Annotated in this window: 17 protein-coding genes; 10 read left to right on the forward strand and 7 right to left on the reverse strand. The window is 69.9% G+C overall.

The window, feature by feature from the left end:
- Positions 1-60: 60 nt before the first annotated feature.
- Positions 61-1,014, reverse strand: coding sequence for a rhomboid-like protein (locus tag ACZ6BB_RS10135; protein ID WP_471614834.1), 954 nt, complete (start codon positions 1,012-1,014; stop codon positions 61-63).
- 189 nt (positions 1,015-1,203) lie between these two features.
- Between ACZ6BB_RS10135 and ACZ6BB_RS10140 the strand changes: the two genes are divergently transcribed.
- The 5 genes from ACZ6BB_RS10140 to ACZ6BB_RS10160 all read left to right on the forward strand — a co-directional run bounded on the left by ACZ6BB_RS10140 (position 1,204) and on the right by ACZ6BB_RS10160 (position 8,401).
- A complete protein-coding gene (locus ACZ6BB_RS10140) occupies positions 1,204-1,878 on the forward strand; it encodes a spermine/spermidine synthase domain-containing protein (protein WP_471614835.1) in 675 nt (224 codons plus the stop codon).
- Between the two features lie 131 nt (positions 1,879-2,009).
- Complete coding sequence (locus ACZ6BB_RS10145; protein ID WP_390807595.1) at positions 2,010-2,747, forward strand: response regulator transcription factor; 738 nt, start codon at positions 2,010-2,012, stop codon at positions 2,745-2,747.
- Positions 2,748-2,813: 66 nt separating this feature from the next.
- Entirely contained in the window at positions 2,814-3,914 is a 1,101-nt protein-coding gene (locus tag ACZ6BB_RS10150) for a sensor histidine kinase (protein WP_471614836.1), read from the forward strand.
- A 432-nt stretch (positions 3,915-4,346) separates the two neighbouring features.
- Positions 4,347-8,132, forward strand: coding sequence for a multifunctional oxoglutarate decarboxylase/oxoglutarate dehydrogenase thiamine pyrophosphate-binding subunit/dihydrolipoyllysine-residue succinyltransferase subunit (locus tag ACZ6BB_RS10155; RefSeq protein ID WP_471614837.1), 3,786 nt, complete (start codon positions 4,347-4,349; stop codon positions 8,130-8,132).
- An 86-nt stretch (positions 8,133-8,218) separates the two neighbouring features.
- Entirely contained in the window at positions 8,219-8,401 is a 183-nt protein-coding gene (locus ACZ6BB_RS10160; protein ID WP_003961784.1) for a DUF6104 family protein, read from the forward strand.
- 28 nt (positions 8,402-8,429) lie between these two features.
- Here ACZ6BB_RS10160 and ACZ6BB_RS10165 read toward each other — a convergent pair whose 3' ends face one another.
- Positions 8,430-9,281 carry a hypothetical protein gene (locus ACZ6BB_RS10165; protein WP_471614838.1) on the reverse strand — a complete coding sequence of 284 codons (852 nt, stop codon included), beginning with the start codon at positions 9,279-9,281 and terminating at the stop codon, positions 8,430-8,432.
- Between the two features lie 244 nt (positions 9,282-9,525).
- Here ACZ6BB_RS10165 and ACZ6BB_RS10170 point away from each other — a divergent pair, with 244 nt between their 5' ends.
- Both ACZ6BB_RS10170 and ACZ6BB_RS10175 read left to right on the forward strand, forming a co-directional pair.
- The gene (locus ACZ6BB_RS10170) at positions 9,526-10,515 is read left to right on the forward strand and encodes a DUF4097 family beta strand repeat-containing protein (RefSeq protein ID WP_471614839.1); all 990 of its coding nucleotides are present in this window, start codon (positions 9,526-9,528) and stop codon (positions 10,513-10,515) included.
- A gap of 1 nt (position 10,516) precedes the next feature.
- Positions 10,517-11,575, forward strand: coding sequence for a PadR family transcriptional regulator (locus ACZ6BB_RS10175; protein ID WP_471614840.1), 1,059 nt, complete (start codon positions 10,517-10,519; stop codon positions 11,573-11,575).
- A 34-nt stretch (positions 11,576-11,609) separates the two neighbouring features.
- Here ACZ6BB_RS10175 and ACZ6BB_RS10180 read toward each other — a convergent pair whose 3' ends face one another.
- The 4 genes from ACZ6BB_RS10180 to ACZ6BB_RS10195 form a co-directional block, all read right to left on the reverse strand.
- Positions 11,610-12,191 carry a Clp protease N-terminal domain-containing protein gene (locus tag ACZ6BB_RS10180; RefSeq protein ID WP_471614841.1) on the reverse strand — a complete coding sequence of 194 codons (582 nt, stop codon included), beginning with the start codon at positions 12,189-12,191 and terminating at the stop codon, positions 11,610-11,612.
- Positions 12,191-12,400: a helix-turn-helix domain-containing protein gene (locus ACZ6BB_RS10185; RefSeq protein WP_007384656.1), complete on the reverse strand. Its 210-nt coding sequence runs from the start codon at positions 12,398-12,400 to the stop codon at positions 12,191-12,193. The genes ACZ6BB_RS10180 and ACZ6BB_RS10185 overlap by 1 nt, the downstream gene beginning before the upstream one ends.
- A gap of 155 nt (positions 12,401-12,555) precedes the next feature.
- Entirely contained in the window at positions 12,556-13,521 is a 966-nt protein-coding gene (locus ACZ6BB_RS10190; protein WP_318810377.1) for a zinc-binding dehydrogenase, read from the reverse strand.
- Positions 13,522-13,779: 258 nt separating this feature from the next.
- A complete protein-coding gene (locus ACZ6BB_RS10195; RefSeq protein ID WP_013000768.1) occupies positions 13,780-15,021 on the reverse strand; it encodes an NAD(P)-dependent malic enzyme in 1,242 nt (413 codons plus the stop codon).
- A 610-nt stretch (positions 15,022-15,631) separates the two neighbouring features.
- On the opposite strand from ACZ6BB_RS10195, the gene ACZ6BB_RS10200 reads away from it, so the two are divergent.
- Genes ACZ6BB_RS10200 through ACZ6BB_RS10210 form a run of 3 tightly spaced genes read left to right on the forward strand, consistent with a single transcriptional unit; the run spans position 15,632 to position 18,333 of the window.
- Complete coding sequence (locus ACZ6BB_RS10200; RefSeq protein ID WP_471614842.1) at positions 15,632-16,597, forward strand: ABC transporter substrate-binding protein; 966 nt, start codon at positions 15,632-15,634, stop codon at positions 16,595-16,597.
- A 36-nt stretch (positions 16,598-16,633) separates the two neighbouring features.
- On the forward strand, positions 16,634-17,575 hold the full coding sequence (locus ACZ6BB_RS10205; RefSeq protein WP_471614843.1) for an amino acid ABC transporter permease: 942 nt from the start codon (positions 16,634-16,636) through the stop codon (positions 17,573-17,575).
- Positions 17,572-18,333 carry an amino acid ABC transporter ATP-binding protein gene (locus tag ACZ6BB_RS10210; protein WP_471614844.1) on the forward strand — a complete coding sequence of 254 codons (762 nt, stop codon included), beginning with the start codon at positions 17,572-17,574 and terminating at the stop codon, positions 18,331-18,333. The genes ACZ6BB_RS10205 and ACZ6BB_RS10210 overlap by 4 nt, the downstream gene beginning before the upstream one ends.
- Before the next feature lie 81 nt (positions 18,334-18,414).
- Here ACZ6BB_RS10210 and ACZ6BB_RS10215 read toward each other — a convergent pair whose 3' ends face one another.
- Positions 18,415-19,173, reverse strand: coding sequence for a class I SAM-dependent methyltransferase (locus tag ACZ6BB_RS10215; RefSeq protein WP_471614845.1), 759 nt, complete (start codon positions 19,171-19,173; stop codon positions 18,415-18,417).
- Positions 19,174-19,225: the final 52 nt, after the last annotated feature.

Consider the following 19,225-nt stretch of genomic DNA (forward strand, 5'->3'; position numbering starts at 1 on the left):
TGCCCACGCGGGCCGGACCCGGCGAACGTCCACCCGGCCGCGGGGCGGGAACCCCGCTGATCACCAGCCGTCGTGGCGGTCCGCGCCTGCCTCCGGGAGCGCCCGGCGGTCCCGGTCCGCCCGTCGCCGGTGGCGTACGAGCGGCCAGGTCGCCACTCCCATCGTCAGGGACAGCAGGTGACCCCAGTTCGTCACCGGGTCCGTGTAGGCGATCAGGTCGTCCACCAGCATTCCGGCGAACAGCAGCAGGATCGGCCACCGCAGCCACGGCGTCAGCAGCCCCGCCAACGCGCCCACGCACGCCGCCACCCCGAAGCTGATGCCGTAGTCGAGGCGGTGGAGGGAGCTGCCGGGAAGGTGGCCCGCCAGGACGGCGAACCCGACCGGGACCTCCGTGACCAGGGTGGCGAGGACATGGCCCAGCAGAAAGACCCCGGCCGTGCGCCATCCGCCGATCCGGCGCTCCAGTGCGGTCAGTACCAGCAGGAAGGCGAGGGCGTACGGGGACGCGACCCCGCCCGCGACCCACAGCGCGCTCGCGGGCAGCACGAGCACGGGGGCCAGGACCAGGTGTGCCACGTCCGTGCTGGAACTCTGGTGGAGCGCGTGCACCACGGCGGGATCGGCGTACTCGGCCACGACCGAGGTGACGACCAGGACGCAGGCGTAGAAGAAGGTGAAGGGCGTGCCGACGGGGGTGGGGAGCAGGCGCCAGGGGCGCGGGCCCCGGGCGCGCGCGACCGGGGCGGCAACGGATCCTGCGCGCCCCGCGCACTCCCCGTCCCCGTCCGGCACGCGCACGGACGCCGCACCCGGTTGCCGCGGGATGCCGTCGAGGACGGGCCCGGTCACCGACGGCGTCACCCGGGCCCCCGCCGCCCGCGCCCCGGCCTCAAGGCCCTCCAGGCTCTCCACCGGCTCGACCGGCACACCGGACGGTGCCGGCTCGACGGCCCGAGTCGGCTCGACGGGTTCCACGGGCTTCACGGGCTTCACGGCCTGGGCGGCATCCAAAGTGAGGCGCTCCTTCCGTTTCACCCCACCCTCGACGCTCCGATACGCCCCTGTCTGTAACCTCCGCCACCCTCTCCCCGATTCACAGCGACTCGACAGCAGCGACGCCCCCGCGGCAGCTCGCAGGTGCCCCGCCCGCCGCCGTAAAATCGTCGGCCCCCTCGCCCGCGCACAGGTAAGGATGGACGCATGCCCATCACCGACGAACCCGAAGTCATCGACCGGCGCGAGGGCCCCTACGGGGAGGTCGTGCTCCGCAGGCACGGGGAGCTGCTGCAGATCATCGCCAACGGCTGCTTCCTGATGGACACCTCGGACGGCCGCTCGGAACGGCTGCTGGTCGACGCCGCCCTCGACGCGCTGAGCGACCGTTCTCGGCCGAGTGTGCTGATCGGCGGCCTGGGCGTCGGCTTCTCGCTCGCACACGCCGCCGCGGATCCGCGCTGGGGAACGATCACGGTCGTCGAACGCGAACCCTCCGTGATCGAGTGGCACCGCGCGGGCCCGCTGTCCGAGGTGTCCGCGGAGGCGCTGAAGGACTCACGCACGGCCATCGTGGAAGCCGATCTCGTGGCGTACGTCAATGAGACATCCGACACGTTCGACGCACTCTGTCTGGACATCGACAACGGGCCCGACTGGACCGTCTCCGAGACCAACGGAAACCTGTATTCACCTGCTGGATTGGCAAGCTGCGCAAGGGTGTTGAGGCCGGGCGGGGTGCTGGCCGTGTGGTCGGCGCAGCCTTCTCCGGAATTCGAGGAAACCTTGCGGAATGCCGGGTTCCAACGGGTGCGTACCGAAGAGATCGAGGTTGCCCGGGGAGTTCCGGACGTGGTGCACATCGCGATCCGACCTGGATAGCCGCAGTGCGGTGACTGCCCGTACCCTGCTTGCCTGACGCCGATCATTCAAGCGTCAATCGCAGTCATGCGCAGCCATGCGTAGTCAAGGGATCACCCCACGGATTCCGGAAAGCAACACAGGGGCGGGCGATGGAGCAGACACACACCACCCACAGCGGCACCGCAGCGACCCCGGGCGCACAGCGCCGGGTGCTCGTGGTCGAGGACGACCCGACGATCGTCGACGCCATCGCGGCCCGCCTGCGCGCCGAGGGTTTCGTCGTGCAGACCGCGACCGACGGGCCCGCCGCGGTCGACACCGCGGAGGCATGGCAGCCCGACCTGCTGATCCTCGACATCATGCTGCCCGGCTTCGACGGCCTGGAGGTGTGCAGGCGCGTCCAGGCCCAGCGGCCCGTCCCCGTGCTGATGCTCACCGCCCGGGACGACGAGACGGACATGCTGGTCGGGCTCGGCGTCGGCGCCGACGACTACATGACCAAGCCGTTCTCCATGCGGGAACTGGCCGCCCGCGTGCATGTCCTGCTGCGCCGGGTGGAGCGGGCCGCGCTGGCCGCCACCACCCCGCGCTCGGGCATCCTGCGCCTCGGCGAGCTGGAGATCGACCACGCGCAGCGCCGCGTCCGGGTGCGCAGCGAGGACGTGCACCTCACGCCCACCGAGTTCGACCTCCTCGTATGTCTCGCGAACACCCCGCGTGCCGTACTCTCGCGCGAACAGTTGCTCGCCGAGGTGTGGGACTGGGCGGACGCGTCCGGGACGCGGACCGTGGACAGCCACATCAAGGCGCTGCGACGGAAGATCGGCGCGGAGCGGATCCGCACGGTGCACGGCGTGGGGTACGCCCTGGAGACCCCGACTCCCTGATCCCGTGCCGGAGCACCGCGTGCGCGGGCATACCCAGGCACACAGGGACAGAGGGCTGGTGGCGTCATGAGCGGAGTCGGTGACCCGGGGTCACGCAAGGGCGCGGGACCGCTGAGCGGTCTGCGTCCCTTCTCGATCAAGACGAAGCTCGGCGCGCTCGTCGTCATCTCGGTGCTGATCACGACCGGTCTGTCGATGATCGCCGTGCACACCAAGACGGAGCTGCGCTTCATCACGGTGTTCTCGATGATCGCCACACTCCTGATCACGCAGTTCGTCGCGCATTCGCTCACCGCCCCCCTGGACGAGATGAACGCGGTCGCCCGGTCCATCTCCCGCGGCGACTACACCCGCCGGGTCAGCGAGAACCGCCGGGACGAGCTGGGCGACCTCGCCCACACGATCAATCTCATGGCCGACGAGCTGGAGGCACAGGACCGCCAGCGCAAGGAACTCGTGGCGAACGTCTCCCACGAGCTCCGCACGCCCATCGCCGGCCTGCGCGCGGTCCTGGAGAACATCGTCGACGGCGTCACCCAGGCCGACCCCGAGACGATGCGGACGGCCCTGAAGCAGACCGAACGCCTGGGGCGTCTGGTGGAGACCCTGCTCGACCTCTCGCGCCTGGACAACGGCGTGGTCCCGCTGCGCCGCCGCCGCTTCGAGGTCTGGCCGTACCTCTCGGGCGTCCTCAAGGAGGCCCAGATGGTCTCCTCGGCCCGCGGGGGGATCGCCTCAGGCTCCGGCAATCACACCCGCACGGACGTCCATCTGCACCTGGACGTCCATCCGCCGGAGCTGACCGCGAACGCCGACCCGGAACGCATCCACCAGGTCGTCGCCAACCTCATCGACAACGCGGTGAAGCACAGCCCGGCGCACGGCCGCGTCACGGTGAAGGCCCGCCGCGGACCCACCCTCGACTCCCTGGACCTCGAAGTCCTCGACGAGGGCCCGGGCATCCCCGAATCCGAGTGGCACCGTGTCTTCGAACGCTTCAACCGCGGCGCCGTCAGCTCCCCGCACGGCCCCGGCAGCGACGGCGGCACCGGACTGGGCCTCGCCATCGCCCGCTGGGCCGTTGACCTGCACGGCGGCCGCATCGGAGTGGCCGAGTCCCCGAAGGGCTGCCGCATCCGGGTGCTCCTACCGGGAGGAACGGGATGAGAAGGGCAGGAGCGGCGGGGGCGGAAATCCACTGATACCCACATCACGTATGGCTGAATCCCCCCACCATTGCCGAATATCGCTCATCCTCCCGGTGCTTACATCTCCCCCAAGTTGACGTAAAGTTCGAAGCGGAGCCACAAGATCCACGGCAGTTCCGCCCAGCCGGACACGTGTGATCAGGTGCGTTCAGGCAGAGGGCCGCGTGCACATATCCGCAGGCCCCGCCCGAGGCATGCCCGGTGTGCACCCTCCAGCCCCATTCCGGACCGGAACCACGCTTGTTTCCCGCCATTTCCACCCCCGAAACACGCTTTCCGATGTGACTTACGCGACGAAGAGCGGACTCGGCCTGACCTTCCCGGCCACGGGGGCGTAGCCTTGATTCCCGCTGTCCATCACCTTGTGAAGCGGAAGAGGGCGGTTGCCGCCGTGTCGCCACAGTCCCCCAGTAACTCGAGCATCTCGACCGACGCAGACCAAGCGGGTAAGAACCCCGCCGCGGCCTTCGGTCCGAACGAGTGGCTCGTCGACGAGATCTATCAGCAGTACCTCCAGGATCCGAACTCGGTAGACCGAGCCTGGTGGGACTTCTTCGCCGACTACAAGCCGGGCGCAGCTGCCGCCTCGGCTCCGGCGAGCACTGCGGCCGCGGGGGCCGCAGCGACCACCACGCCCGCGGCACCCGCCGCGCCGGCCCAGGCCGCTCCCGCGGCTCCGGCCGCGCCCGCACCGGCGGCCCCGAAGCCCGCCGCCGTTGCGCCACCTGCCGCCGCGAAGCCCGCGGCCGCCGCGCCCGCACCGGCCAAGCCGGCTGCCGCGGCCCCCGCGAAGCAGGCCGCGCCCGCCGAGGGCCCGGAGCTGATCACGCTGCGCGGCCCCGCCGCCGCGGTCGCGAAGAACATGAACGCCTCCCTGGAGCTGCCCACGGCCACGTCCGTGCGCGCGGTCCCGGTGAAGCTGCTGTTCGACAACCGCATCGTCATCAACAACCACCTCAAGCGCGCCCGGGGCGGGAAGATCTCCTTCACGCACCTGATCGGCTACGCGATGGTGCAGGCCATCAAGTCGATGCCGTCGATGAACTGGCACTACGCGGAGAAGGACGGGAAGCCCACCCTCGTCAAGCCGCCGCACGTCAACTTCGGCCTCGCCATCGACCTGGTGAAGCCCAACGGCGACCGCCAGTTGGTCGTCGCGGGCATCAAGAAGGCCGAGACGCTGAACTTCTTCGAGTTCTGGCAGGCCTACGAGGACATCGTCCGCCGCGCACGTGACGGCAAGCTGACGATGGACGACTTCACCGGTGTCACGGTCTCCCTGACCAACCCCGGCGGCCTCGGCACCGTCCACTCGGTCCCGCGTCTGATGCCCGGTCAGTCGGTCATCATGGGCGTCGGATCCATGGACTACCCGGCCGAGTTCCAGGGCACGTCCCAGGACACCCTGAACAAGCTGGGCATCTCGAAGGTCATGACGCTGACCTCGACGTACGACCACCGGGTCATCCAGGGCGCCGCCTCCGGCGAGTTCCTGCGGATCGTCGCCAACTACCTGCTCGGCGAGGGCGGGTTCTACGACGACATCTTCGAGGCCCTGCGCATCCCCTACGAGCCGGTCCGCTGGCTCAAGGACATCGACGCCAGCCACGACGACGACGTCACCAAGGCCGCCCGGGTCTTCGAGCTGATCCACTCCTACCGGGTCCGCGGCCACGTCATGGCCGACACCGACCCGCTGGAGTACCGCCAGCGCAAGCACCCCGACCTGGACATCACCGAGCACGGGCTCACCCTGTGGGACTTGGAGCGCGAGTTCGCGGTCGGCGGCTTCTCGGGCAAGTCCCTGATGAAGCTCCGCGACATCCTCGGCGTCCTGCGCGACTCGTACTGCCGTACGACCGGTGTCGAGTTCATGCACATCCAGGACCCGAAGCAGCGCCGCTGGATCCAGGACCGCATCGAGCGCCCGCACACCAAGCCGGAGCGCGAGGAGCAGCTGCGCATCCTGCGCCGGCTGAACGCGGCGGAGGCCTTCGAGACCTTCCTGCAGACGAAGTACGTCGGCCAGAAGCGCTTCTCGCTCGAAGGCGGCGAGTCGGTCATCCCGCTGCTCGACGCGGTCATCGACTCGGCGGCGGAGTCCCGCCTCGACGAGGTCGTCATCGGCATGGCCCACCGCGGCCGGCTGAACGTCCTCGCGAACATCGTCGGCAAGTCCTACGCGCAGATCTTCCGCGAGTTCGAGGGCAACCTCGACCCGAAGTCGATGCACGGCTCCGGCGACGTGAAGTACCACCTGGGCGCCGAGGGCACCTTCACGGGCCTCGACGGCGAGCAGATCAAGGTCAGCCTGGTCGCGAACCCCTCGCACCTGGAGGCCGTGGACCCGGTCCTGGAGGGCGTCGCCCGCGCCAAGCAGGACATCATCAACAAGGGCGGCACGGACTTCACGGTCCTGCCGGTGGCCCTCCACGGCGACGCGGCCTTCGCGGGCCAGGGCGTGGTGGCCGAGACCCTGAACATGTCGCAGCTGCGCGGCTACCGCACCGGCGGCACGGTCCACATCGTCATCAACAACCAGGTCGGCTTCACCGCGGCTCCCGAGTCGTCGCGTTCCTCGATGTACGCCACCGACGTGGCCCGCATGATCGAGGCCCCGATCTTCCACGTGAACGGCGACGACCCCGAGGCCGTCGTCCGCGTCGCCCGCCTGGCCTTCGAGTTCCGCCAGGCGTTCAACAAGGACGTGGTGATCGACCTCATCTGCTACCGCCGCCGCGGTCACAACGAGTCGGACAACCCGGCCTTCACCCAGCCGCTGATGTACGACCTGATCGACAAGAAGCGCTCGGTGCGCAAGCTCTACACCGAGTCCCTCATCGGTCGCGGCGACATCACCCTGGAAGAGGCCGAGCAGGCGCTGCAGGACTACCAGGGCCAGCTGGAGAAGGTCTTCACGGAGGTCCGCGAGGCCACCTCGCAGCCGGTCTCCGGCGAGGTCCACGACCCGCAGGACGGCTTCCCGGTCGCGGTGAACACCGCGATCACCGCGGAGACCGTCAAGCGCATCGCCGCGTCCCAGGTCAACGTTCCGGACCACATCACCGCCCACCCGCGGCTGCTGCCGCAGCTGCAGCGCCGGGCGGCCATGGTCGAGGACGGCACCATCGACTGGGGCATGGGCGAGACCCTCGCGGTCGGCTCCCTCCTCCTGGAGGGCACGCCGGTCCGTCTGGCGGGCCAGGACTCGCAGCGCGGCACCTTCGGCCAGCGTCACGCGGTGATCATCGACCGTGAGACGGGCGAGGAGTTCACGCCGCTGATGTACCTCTCCGAGGACCAGGCGCGGCTGAACGTCTACAACTCCCTGCTCTCCGAGTACGCGGCGATGGGCTTCGAGTACGGCTACTCGCTCGCCCGTCCCGAGTCCCTGGTGATGTGGGAGGCCCAGTTCGGCGACTTCGTCAACGGCGCCCAGACGGTCGTGGACGAGTTCATCTCGTCGGCGGAGCAGAAGTGGGGCCAGACGTCCGGCGTCACCCTGCTGCTCCCGCACGGCTACGAGGGCCAGGGCCCGGACCACTCGTCCGCCCGCCCGGAGCGCTTCCTCCAGATGTGCGCGCAGAACAACATGACGGTCGCCATGCCGACCTCCCCGTCGAACTACTTCCACCTCCTGCGGTGGCAGGTGCACAACCCGCACCACAAGCCGCTGGTCGTCTTCACCCCGAAGTCGATGCTGCGTCTGAAGGCCGCCGCGTCGAAGGCGGAGGAGTTCACGAGCGGTGAGTTCCGCCCGGTCATCGGCGACAGCTCGGTCGACCCGAACGCGGTCAAGAAGGTCGTCTTCTGCGCCGGCAAGGTCTACTACGACCTGGAGGCCGAGCGTCAGAAGCGCGGCGTCACGGACACGGCGATCATCCGCATCGAGCGGCTCTACCCGCTGCCGGGTGCCGAGGTCCAGGCGGAGGTCAACAAGTACCCGAACGCCGAGAAGTACCTGTGGACCCAGGAGGAGCCCGCGAACCAGGGCGCCTGGCCGTTCATCGCCCTCAACCTGATCGACCACCTCGACCTCGCGGTCGGCGCGGACGTCCCCCACGGCGAGCGGCTGCGGCGCATCTCGCGCCCGCACGGCTCGTCGCCGGCGGTGGGTTCGGCGAAGCGGCACCAGGCCGAGCAGGAGCAGTTGGTGCGTGAGGTGTTCGAGGCGTAACAACGCTCGAAGCACGCACGCAACCGGGCCGCACCCTCTCTCCAGGGGGTGCGGCCCGGCCGTTTCCGCACACTTATCCTTGACCCATGTACTTCACGGACCGTGGCATCGAGGAACTGGAGAAGCGGCGCGGCGAGGAGGAGGTCACCTTCGAGTGGCTGGCCGAGCAACTGCGGACGTTCGTCGATCTGAACCCGGACTTCGAGGTCCCGGTGGAGCGGCTGGCGACCTGGCTGGCGCGGCTGGACGACGAGGACGAGGACGAGTAGCCGTCCCCTTCGGCGCCGGTGGGAGTGATCAGTCGCGCGGGTGGGCCAGGTCGTACAGCAGGCCCACCGCGCCGTGGGCGACGAGGAGGCCGCCCGCGGTCAGCCAGCCGGGGCTCCGGCGGTGCAGGCCCCAGGCCGTGAGCGGTAGTCCCGCGAGGAGCTGGGCGGCGGCCAGGGCACGGGCTCTGGGGGTGCCGGCCCAGGGCAGCCAGGGGCCGAGGCGTCCCCGTTCCAGGGCGTCGAGCTCCGAGCGGACCGCCCCGCGCCAGCCCGTCCACTCGATGCGCTGGACACCGGGCTGGACGCGGGCGACCTCGCGAAGCCGGTCGGCGGGTTCGCCCGGTCCGAGACCGGCGGGGAGTGTCACTCCCGCGCGGGCGAGGACGGCGAGCAGGCCCAGCAGCCGGGAGCGGGCGTCCGCTGCCGGGTCGATGCGTGTGAGGCCGTCCAGGGACTGCGCGTCGAGGACCGGGTCCAGGCCCAGGCGGGCGGCGAACGTGCGCATCGCCTCGTCCTCGCCGACCGGGGTCCCGTTCGCCAGCCACACGTAGCCGACCGTGCGACGGAAGCCCGCGGCGAGGGTGTAGCCGCTGCGGTCCGCGTCCCACCACAGCGCGAGCACGGGCCAGGGGACGCCGACGGCCAGGGCGCTCGCCCAGCCGCTGAGGACGCGGTCGACGGGTTCTCCGCCCTGCAGCCATGGCTTTCCCTCCGGCACGAGCGCGGTCCACTCGGATCCGGCCGGGGTCAGCAGCATGCGCTCGCGGAGCAGTTGGGCGACGGGGGCGACGGAGTCGGGATCCGCCCGGCAGAGCAGGAGCGCGCCGGGGGCGGGGGTGGGCCGGGGGGCGCGGGGCCCCTGGGAGCGTTCCGTCGACATGCACTCCACGCTAGGGCGATTTGCCCTGTATTCACCTGCGGGGTCACCAGAACGGGTGTATTGACTTTCCGTGACCGCGATATATCGTGAATAGCGAGAACACGATAGTGCGTGTGTGGCGTCGCGTTCGCTCTCGGGTTCGTCCCCGGCCTCGGGTCGGGCTCGTCTCGGGCACGTCTCGCGTTCGCCGTCGCCCCCGCCTTCGTCGTCTCTTCCTGTCGGGTCTGCCGAGGAGGTCAGCTCCATGTCCGTGTGGTCCGTCGCCGAGCCGCGGAGGCTCACGTTCGACGAACCGGTGACGGCGCTGCATGTGCGAGTCGTCAACGGAACGGTCAACGTGGTGGGTACCGACGAGAGTTCCGCCCGCCTGGAGGTGTCCGCCGTCGAGGGCCCGCCCCTGACGGTGACACAGAAGGACGGCACCCTGACCGTCGCCTACGACGACCTGCCCTGGAAGGACTTCCTGAAGTGGCTGGACCGGAAGGGCCGGCGCCGCGACGTCCTGGTGTCGCTCACCGTCCCGGCGGCCACCCGTGTCGAGGTGGGCGTGGTCGGCGCCACGGCGGTCGTGTCCGGACTGGCCGGGCGTACGGAGGTGAAGGGCGTCTCGGGCGACACCACCCTGGTCGGCCTGGCGGGCCCGGTGCGCGCCACGACGGTCTCGGGAAACGTGGAGGCGCAGGCCCTCACGGGCGATCTCCGGCTCAGCTCCGTCTCCGGCGACCTGACCGTGATGGAGGGGTCCTGCCCCAGCGTGAAGGCGGACTCCGTGAGCGGCTCCATCATCCTCGACCTCGATCCGACGGGCGGTCCCACGGACGTCGGCCTCACCAGTGTCTCCGGCGAGATCGCCATCCGTCTCCCCCACCCGACCGACGCCGAGGTCGAGGCCAACACCGCCGGCGGCACCATCTCCAACGCCTTCGAGGACCTCCACGTCAGCGGCCCCTGGGGCGCCCACAAGGTCACCGGCCGTCTGGGCGCGGGCAACGGCCGGCTCAGGGCCACCACCGTCACCGGCTCCATAGCCCTCCTCCGCAGGCCGCCGTCGGAGGACGAGCCGTGGGGGCCCGTGAGCGACGACCACGGCGGCCCCCCGCCCGCCGACCGGCCGGAGGGCATGGGCGACCATGCGTCGGACGGCTCTCCCGTCTCGACGGAGCCTCCGCCCGGCCACGCGCCCGCCCCGGCCGACGCCGTGACCGACCGCACGACCGACAAGAAGGTGTTCTGACATGCCTCCCGTCTTCGCCCACGGACGCCTGCGGCTGTACCTGCTGAAGCTGCTGGACGAGGCGCCGCGCCACGGCTACGAGGTGATCCGGCTGCTGGAGGAACGCTTCCAGGGCCTGTACGCCCCCTCGGCCGGCACCGTCTACCCGCGCCTGGCCAAGCTGGAGGCCGAGGGACTGGTCACCCACACCACCGAGGGCGGCCGCAAGGTGTACGCGATCACCGACGCGGGGCGCGCCGAACTGGCCGACCGCAGCGGCGAGCTGGCCGATCTGGAGCTGGAGATCCGCGAGTCGGTGGCGGAGCTGGCCGCCGAGATCCGGGCCGACGTACGGGGCGCGGCGGGCGACCTGCGCCGCGAGATGCGGGCGGCCGCGTCCGAGGCCCGCAAGGGAGGCAGGACGGGTGACGGGGAGCAGGGGGTGCCCGGGGAGTCCGGGGAGTACGCCGACAGCGCGTCCTGGCGTGCCGCCAAGGAGGAGATGCGCCGCGTCAAGCAGGAGTGGAAGGAACAGGCCCGCCGCGCCAAGGACGAGAGCCGACGGGCTCGTGAGGAGGCCCAGCGGGCCCGCCGCCAGGCCAAGGAGGCGCAGGAGCATGCCCGCACCCAGGCCCAGGAGGAGCTGCAGCGCATCGCCAAACGGGTCCAGGACCACGTCCAGGACCACTTCACCCGGGGCGACTGGCCGACGGGCGTACGGGAGGGGCTGACCGAACTGGCCAAGGAGTTCGGCGAGTTCGGGAAGGACTTCGGAAAGGAGTTCGGCAAGGACTTCGGCTTCGGGCGCTCGGGGGCGACCGGCGGCGCCGGCTCCGGGGAGCCCGAGTACTCCGTCACTCCCGAGGAGTTCCCCGCCGGCTACGAGCCCGCCTGGGTGCACGAGGCGCCCACGGGTGAACCGGCCCGCGACCTCGACCGTCTCCTGGACCGCTTCCGCGACGACATCCGCGACGCGGCCCGCGACCACGGCGTGACCGAGGACCAGCTCAGCGATGCCCGCCGCCACCTGTCGACAGCGGCGGCCCACATCGGTGCGGTGCTGCGGGCGCCCAAGGGGTGAGCCGGGGAAGCCCTCGCCCCACCCCCGGCGCTGCTCAGCCCGCCTTGGCCTCCCCGGTCCCGTACAGCACCCGCTCCAGCGCCTCGTACGTCACCCCGTGGTCCGCGAGGACCTCGGCCGGGACGCCGGGGCGGGTGGTGAGGGCGAGGAGGAGGTGTTCGTCGCCGATGTGCCGGTCGCGGTGGGCGTGGGCGGCGCGGAGGGAGCGGGTGAGGACGCCCTTGGCCTCGCGGGTGAAGGGGCGGTGACCGGAGAGGCGCCCCCGGCCGCGTCGGGTGCCCTTCGTGTCCGACTCCAGCGCCCCCACCCCGTGGGCCTCCTCGACACGGGAGACGATCTCGGTGAGGTCGATACCGAGGCCGGAGAGGGCGTCCACGTCGGCGCGGGAGAGCCCACCCCGGCGGCGGGCCTCGGCGAGGTCCCGCTCGACCGATTCCCTGCGGTCGGCGCCGGCGAGTCCCAGCGCGGCGAGGGCGAAGGAGGCACGGGATGCCTCGCGGTCCAGCAGGGAGAGGAGAAGGTGCTCCTCGGTCACCTCCCCCGCCCGGGTGCGTTCGGCGTGGTCCACCGCTCCAAGGACCACGGCACGGGCGTCTTTCGTGAACCGTTCGAACATCAATGCCTCCCGTACTTCTTGTGCACGGCCTGCCTGCTCACTCCGAGTTCCGCGGCGATCTCCTGCCACGACCAGCCCTGATTGCGCGCGCTGCGCACCTGCACCGACTCCAACTGCTCCAGCAGCCTCCGCAGCGCGGCGACGGCCCGCAGCCCGACCCGGGGGTCGCGGTCGCCCGCGCGCTCGGCGAGATCCGTTGCTTCGGTCATGATGTCAACCTACGTTGACACAGGCTGTCACGTCAACCCTGGTTGACACGAGGACGGCCGGCCCGGGAAACCGGGCCGGCCGTCCTCGTGTCGCCAGTGATCGTCAGTGCTCGTCAGTGCTCGTCAGTGCTCGTCGTACTCGTCAGGAGTGCCGGTCAAGGACCGGTCAGCACGATCTTGCCGAACTGGTCGCCCGCCGCCAGGCGTTCGAAGCCCTCGCGGGCGCGGTCCAGGGGCAGCACCTCGTCGATGACGGGACGTACACCGGTAGCGGCGCAGAAGGAGAGGAGGTCCTCCAGTTCGTCCTTGGTGCCCATCGTGGAACCGACGACCTTGAGTTCGAGGAAGAAGATGCGGGTCAGTTCGGCGTGGGAGGGCCGGTCGCCACTGGTGGCGCCCGAGATGACGAGGCTGCCGCCGGGGCGCAGCGACTTCACCGAGTGGGACCAGGTGGCGGCACCGACGGTCTCGATGACCGCGTCGACACGCTGCGGCAGACGGGCCCCCGACTCCAGCGCCTCCACCGCACCCAGTTCCAGGGCCCGCTTGCGCTTGGCCTCGTCCCGGCTGGTGGCGAAGACCCGCAGCCCGGCCGCCTTGCCGAGCACGATCGCGGCGGTGGCGACACCACCGCCGGCGCCCTGCACGAGGACCGAGTCGCCGGGGCGGACGCCCGCGTTGGTGAAGAGCATGCGGTAGGCCGTCAGCCAGGCGGTGGGCAGACAGGCGGCCTCCTCGAAGGAGAGCTCTGCGGGCTTGGGGAGGACGTTCCAGGTGGGGACGGAGACGAGTTCGGCGAAGGTGCCCTGGTAGCGCTCGGTGAGGATCGAGCGGGGCTCCCGGGGGCCGACACCGTGTCCGGTCTGGCCGATCACCGAGTGCAGGACGACCTCGTTGCCGTCCTCGTCGACACCGGCGGCGTCACAGCCGAGGATCATGGGCAGCTTGTCCTCCGCGAGGCCGACCCCGCGCAGGGACCACAGGTCGTGGTGGTTCAGCGAGGCGGCCTTCACCCTCACAGTCGTCCAGCCGGGCCTCGGTTCCGGGGCCGGGCGGTCACCCAACTCCAGTCCGTCGAGCGGTCGATCACGGTCGATACGGGCGGCGTAGGCAGCGAACATGCGCCTGACCATAGGGGTATGCCGGGGGCGATGGAACCGCGGAGCCCTGTGACACGCGTCCCGTCCCCCGGACCTCCGCGTTCGGATCCGGGCCGTCGGGATGCGTTGTCCGGTGCGGGTGAGTGGGCGGCTCGCGCACTTCCCCGCGCCCCTCGAAGCTCAGGCCCTGAGGGCCTGAAAAGCCGGGGCGCGGCCCCTTGAGGAGGGGACGGGTAAGGGCGGCGGGGGCGAAAAGACACCCCCACCACCCCAGGGGGCTCAGCGCCGAGCCACACCCTCCGCCCGAGCCGCCGCGGCGACCGCCGCGGTCACGGCAGGAGCGACTCGCTCGTCGAACGGCGACGGGATGACGTAGTCCGCGGCCAGGTCGTCCCCGACGACCGACGCCAGTGCCTCGGCCGCCGCGATCTTCATCCCCTCGGTGATCCGCGACGCCCGCACCTGGAGGGCCCCCGCGAAGATCCCCGGGAAGGCGAGGACGTTGTTGATCTGGTTCGGGTAGTCGGAGCGCCCGGTGGCGACGACCGCCGCGTACTTGTGGGCGACGTCCGGGTGCACCTCGGGGTTGGGGTTGGCCATGGCGAAGACGAACGCGTTCTCCGCCATCGAGGCCACCGCCTCCTCCGGGACCGTACCGCCGGAGACGCCGATGAAGACGTCCGCGCCCGCGAGGGCGTCCTCCAGGGAGCCCGAGAGTCCGGCCCGGTTGGTGAGTTCGGCCAGTTCCCGCTTGACCGGCGTGAGGTCCTCGCGGTCCGCGGAGACGATGCCCTTGCGGTCGGCGACCGCGACGTCGCCGAGGCCGGCCTCCAGCAGCATCTTGGCGATGGCCACACCGGCCGCGCCCGCACCCGAGATCACGGCCCGCAGATCGCCCAGTCCGCGTCCGGTCAGCTTCGCCGCGTTGCGCAGCGCCGCCAGCGTCACGACCGCCGTGCCGTGCTGGTCGTCGTGGAAGACGGGGATGTCGAGGGCCTCCTGGAGCCGCTTCTCGATCTCGAAGCAGCGGGGCGCGGAGATGTCCTCCAGGTTCACGCCGCCGAAGGAGGGCGCCATCCGGACGACGGTCTCGATGATCTCGTCGACGTCCGTGCAGGCGAGCGCGATCGGCACCGCGTCGACGCCGCCGAACTGCTTGAACAGGATGGCCTTGCCCTCCATCACGGGGAGGGAGGCCTCGGGGCCGATGTCGCCGAGCCCGAGGACCGCCGTACCGTCCGTCACGACGGCGACGACCGACGACTTCCAGGTGTAGTCGTTGACCAGGTCGGGCTGCTCGGCGATGGCGGTGCACACCCGCGCGACGCCGGGCGTGTAGGCGAGGGACAGGTCGTCCTTGTCCCGGATCGGCACGGTGGCCTGCACGGCCATCTTGCCGCCGCGGTGCAGGGCGAAGGCGGGGTCGAAGGAGTCGAGGGAATTGAGAGGCTCCCCGCCGCCCTCCTGACCCGTACTGCCGTCGCCGCTGTCGGTGCGAGGATTGACAATCTCCGCTGCCACTGGTGTTACCCCTTAGGTCTTCATGGTTTGAGGGTGTTCCGCTTCCGGTTCGGGAGCGGGCGGGCACCGCGTAAGTCCCAGGTCACCGATACGTACGGCGACGCATGCGGGCTCAGACGCGACGGGCGCGCCGCACACGCGCCCTGGGCCCCGGATGAGGGGTGTAAGGAACCTTCTTACCGGACGGACGGCGCCGACGACGAGTCCACACGTCTTGATACCTCGAAGGTCACAACCCGAAGGTCATTTAAAGACGATCATGGATTGTTCGACTCATCGACCGAAAACCGGGCAAGTCGGTATACACCACGACAAGTCCCGTACAGCCGTGTGTGCGGGGTTCGCGGTCGACCGCATCCTGAGATGCGCCGAAGATCTTGCGGCCGGAAGGAGGAATTCCCGCACAGGATCCGGTGTGATCACGCGGTCCGCGGCGGTTCGTGGGTCATACGGGGGTCACCCGTTATCCGATTTTGACATGGCCGGTCATCTGATTGCACATGACCGAATGGCAAGATGCCGTAATCACACGAGGTCGCCACACTCGAAGACGCGTGTTAATCGTCGACCTGTCGGCAACTCCACACCACCCCCGCCGGAGGAACCCACCATGACCGCAAGCACCACCTGTCGTACGACCGGCCTGCGTTCCCGTACAGCCGCCGTCGGAGCGATCGCGGTCGCGGGCGCCCTGCTGCTCACCGGCTGCGGTGACCAGACCAAGAGCAAGGACAGCGGTTCGGAGACCGCCTCCACCAGCGGGGCCCCGCTGGCCGGCAAGCTGCCCGCCTCCGTCCGGGACAAGGGCGTGATCAACGTCGGATCGGACATCGCGTACGCCCCGGTGGAGTTCAAGGACGCGTCGGGCAAGGTCGTCGGCCTCGACATCGACATCGCCGCGGCGATGGGCAAGCAGCTCGGCGTGGACTTCAAGTTCCAGAACGCCACCTTCGACACCCTCATCGGTGGTCTGGCGGCCAAGCGGTACGACATCGCCATGTCGGCCATGACCGACACCAAGGACCGCCAGGAGGGCATCGACTCCGACACCGGCAAGAAGGTCGGCGCCGGTGTCGACTTCGTCGACTACTTCACCGCGGGTGTCTCTCTGTACACCAACAAGGGCGACGCCCAGGGCATCAAGACCTGGGACGACCTGTGCGGCAAGACGATCGCCGTCCAGCGCAACACGTTCTCGCACGACCTCGCCAAGGACCAGGCGGCCAAGTGCAAGAAGGACGGTGGCAAGGCCCTCAAGATCGAGGACTTCGCCACCAACCCCGAGGCCGAGACCCGGATGCGCTCCAAGGGCGCGGACGTCGTCTCCGCCGACTTCCCGGTCGCCGCGTACTCGGTGAAGACCTCCGGCGGCGGCAAGTACTTCGAGATCGTCGGCGACCAGGTCGAGGCCGGCCCGTACGGCATCGCCCTCGCCAAGGACAACACCGAGCTGCGCGACGCGCTGCAGGCCGCCGTCCAGGCGATCATCGACAACGGCGAGTACGAGAAGATCATCAAGAAGTGGGGCGTCGAGGACGGCGCCATCACCGAAGCCAAGGTCAACGGCGGCTCTTGATTCTCGGCTCGGTTCTGAAAGGCAAAGGCTCCACCCGTGACTGTTGACGTCAGCAAGACGGACGGTCCCTCGGACACTCCCCCCGCCGGCCCGGAGGCCCTCAAGGCCGTTCCGGTCCGGCACCCGGGGCGCTATGTGTCCGCGGCCATCGCGCTCGCTCTGCTCGGCTCGATCATCTATGCGTTCGCGCAGGCGAAGAAGATCAACTGGGGTGTCATCCCCGACTTCTTCTTCGACGAGCGCATCATCGAAGGCGTTCTGAACACCCTCCTGCTCACCGTGGTGTCCATGGTGATCGGCGTCGTCGGCGGCATCCTGCTCGCCGTGATGCGGCTGTCCAGGAACCCGGTGACCTCGTCCATCGCGTGGTTCTACATCTGGTTCTTCCGTGGTACCCCGGTCCTGGTCCAGCTCTTCGTCTGGTTCAACCTGGGCCTGGTCTTCGAGTACATCAACCTCGGCCCCATCTACAAGGACTACTGGTCCTCGTTCATGACGCCGCTGCTGACGGCTCTGCTCGGCCTCGGTCTCAACGAGGCGGCGTACATGGCGGAGATCTGCCGCGCCGGTCTGCTCTCGGTGGACGAGGGCCAGACCGAGGCGTCGCACGCGCTCGGCATGAGCCACGCCAAGACGCTGCGCCGGATCGTCATCCCGCAGGCGATGCGTGTGATCGTGCCGCCCACGGGCAACGAGGTCATCAACATGCTGAAGACCACGTCGCTCGTCTCGACGGTGCAGTTCGTGGATCTGCTCAAGGCGGCCCAGGACATCGGCCAGAACTCGGGCGCCATCGTGGAGCTGCTGTTCCTCGCCGCCGCCTGGTACCTGGTCCTCACCAGCATCTTCAGCGTCGGGCAGTACTACCTGGAGAGGCATTACGCGAAGGGCTCCTCGCGGTCCCTCCCGCCGACACCGATGCAGCGTCTCAAGGCGGCCGTGCTGCCCACGCGCCGTCCGAAGGGAGTCTCGGCATGACCGCCATGGTGAAGGCCGAGGGCATCCACAAGTCGTTCGGCCCCGTCGAGGTCCTCAAGGGCATCGATCTGGAGGTGCAGACGGGCGAGGTGTTCTGCCTCATCGGCCCGTCCGGCTCCGGCAAGTCGACGTTCCTCAGGTGCATCAACCACCTGGAGAAGATCAACGCCGGCCGGCTGTACGTCGACGGCGAGCTGGTCGGCTACCGCCAGAAGGGCGACAAGCTGTACGAGCTGAAGGACAGCGAGGTCGCGGTCAAGCGCCGTGACATCGGCATGGTCTTCCAGCGCTTCAACCTGTTCCCGCACATGACCGCCACCGAGAACGTCATGGAGGCGCCGGTCCAGGTCAAGGGCGTCAGCAGGGCCCTGGCCCGCGAGCGTGCCCGTGAGCTGCTGGAGCGCGTCGGTCTCGGCGACAAGGCGGGCAACTACCCGTCCCAGCTCTCCGGCGGCCAGCAGCAGCGCGTGGCCATCGCCCGGGCGCTGGCCATGGAGCCGAAGCTGATGCTCTTCGACGAGCCGACCTCGGCGCTCGACCCGGAGCTGGTCGGCGACGTCCTCGACGTCATGCGCGACCTGGCCGAATCCGGTATGACGATGGTCGTCGTCACCCACGAGATGGGCTTCGCCCGCGAGGTCGGCGACAGCCTGGTCTTCATGGACGGCGGTGTGGTGGTCGAGTCCGGCAACCCCCGTGACGTGCTGACCAACCCCCAGGAGGAGCGCACCCAGTCGTTCCTGTCCAAGGTGCTGTAGCACCGGGGGCGCGACGGCGAAGGGGCGGTACGGGATTCCGTGCCGCCCCTTGCTCGTGCACCCGTCCGTGCGGGCGGCGGTCTACTTCACCGCCAGCACCAGCGAGTCGGAGGGCGAGCACCACACCGCGCGGGCCTCGGCGAAGCCCTGCTCGCGCAGGGTGCGGGCATGCCAGTCGACGCTCTGGACGTCACCGTCGGCGTGCTCCCCGTAGATCTCGAAGCGGCGGGCCGTCGGCGCGGCGAGCACGGGGTCCTGGGCGGCGAGCTGCCACCATGCGGCCCAGTCGACGGCGCCGTCCGCCCTGGCTCGTTCCATACCGGCGTGCCGGTGCGCGCGCTCCGCCGCGTTGATCCGGGGCGTCGTCTCGTCGATCATGTGGTCCGCGTTCATGAAGACACCGCCGTCGCGGACGAGTTCCGCGACCTGACCGTAGAGGGCGGCGAGGGATTCGCTGTGCAGCCAGTGCAGGGCCGTGGCCGTCAGGACGGCGTCGTACGAGTCGTACGGCAGCCGGGCCGTCCAGTCGGGGTCGGTGAGGTCGGCGGTGACAAAGGTGACCCGCGGGTCGCCCTCGAAGGTGCCCTCGGCGATGGTGAGGAGCGCGGGGTCGAGGTCCACGCCGGTGCTCACGGCCTTCGGGAACCGCGCGAACAGTCTGGACGTGATGGAACCCGTACCGCAGGCGAGGTCCAGGACGCGGGGCTCGGGTCCGGCGAACGCCTCGACCATGTCCAGCATCACCCGGAACCGCTCCTCACGGTCCGGCAGGTACCACTCCTGCTGCCGGTCCCAGCTCTCCTGCCAGGCATGCCAGTCGGTGCCGGCCGTGGTGGTCATGAGGCCCCTTCCTCCGCGTACCGCGTCTTCCGCCTACTGCGTAATACCCTGT

It is taken from the genome of Streptomyces sp. NPDC041108, assembly GCF_055592645.1.

Bases quoted from the DNA above. Each gene is read 5' to 3' on its own strand.
- ACZ6BB_RS10140 (WP_471614835.1), top strand. From the start codon at position 1,204: ATGCCCATCACCGACGAACCCGAAGTCATCGACCGGCGCGAGGGCCCC.
- ACZ6BB_RS10145 (WP_390807595.1), top strand. From the start codon at position 2,010: ATGGAGCAGACACACACCACCCACAGCGGCACCGCAGCGACCCCGGGC.
- ACZ6BB_RS10150 (WP_471614836.1), top strand. From the start codon at position 2,814: ATGAGCGGAGTCGGTGACCCGGGGTCACGCAAGGGCGCGGGACCGCTG.
- ACZ6BB_RS10160 (WP_003961784.1), top strand. From the start codon at position 8,219: ATGTACTTCACGGACCGTGGCATCGAGGAACTGGAGAAGCGGCGCGGC.
- ACZ6BB_RS10165 (WP_471614838.1), bottom strand. From the start codon at position 9,281: ATGTCGACGGAACGCTCCCAGGGGCCCCGCGCCCCCCGGCCCACCCCC.
- ACZ6BB_RS10170 (WP_471614839.1), top strand. From the start codon at position 9,526: ATGTCCGTGTGGTCCGTCGCCGAGCCGCGGAGGCTCACGTTCGACGAA.
- ACZ6BB_RS10175 (WP_471614840.1), top strand. From the start codon at position 10,517: ATGCCTCCCGTCTTCGCCCACGGACGCCTGCGGCTGTACCTGCTGAAG.
- ACZ6BB_RS10180 (WP_471614841.1), bottom strand. From the start codon at position 12,191: ATGTTCGAACGGTTCACGAAAGACGCCCGTGCCGTGGTCCTTGGAGCG.
- ACZ6BB_RS10185 (WP_007384656.1), bottom strand. From the start codon at position 12,400: ATGACCGAAGCAACGGATCTCGCCGAGCGCGCGGGCGACCGCGACCCC.
- ACZ6BB_RS10190 (WP_318810377.1), bottom strand. From the start codon at position 13,521: ATGTTCGCTGCCTACGCCGCCCGTATCGACCGTGATCGACCGCTCGAC.
- ACZ6BB_RS10200 (WP_471614842.1), top strand. From the start codon at position 15,632: ATGACCGCAAGCACCACCTGTCGTACGACCGGCCTGCGTTCCCGTACA.
- ACZ6BB_RS10210 (WP_471614844.1), top strand. From the start codon at position 17,572: ATGACCGCCATGGTGAAGGCCGAGGGCATCCACAAGTCGTTCGGCCCC.
- ACZ6BB_RS10215 (WP_471614845.1), bottom strand. From the start codon at position 19,173: ATGACCACCACGGCCGGCACCGACTGGCATGCCTGGCAGGAGAGCTGG.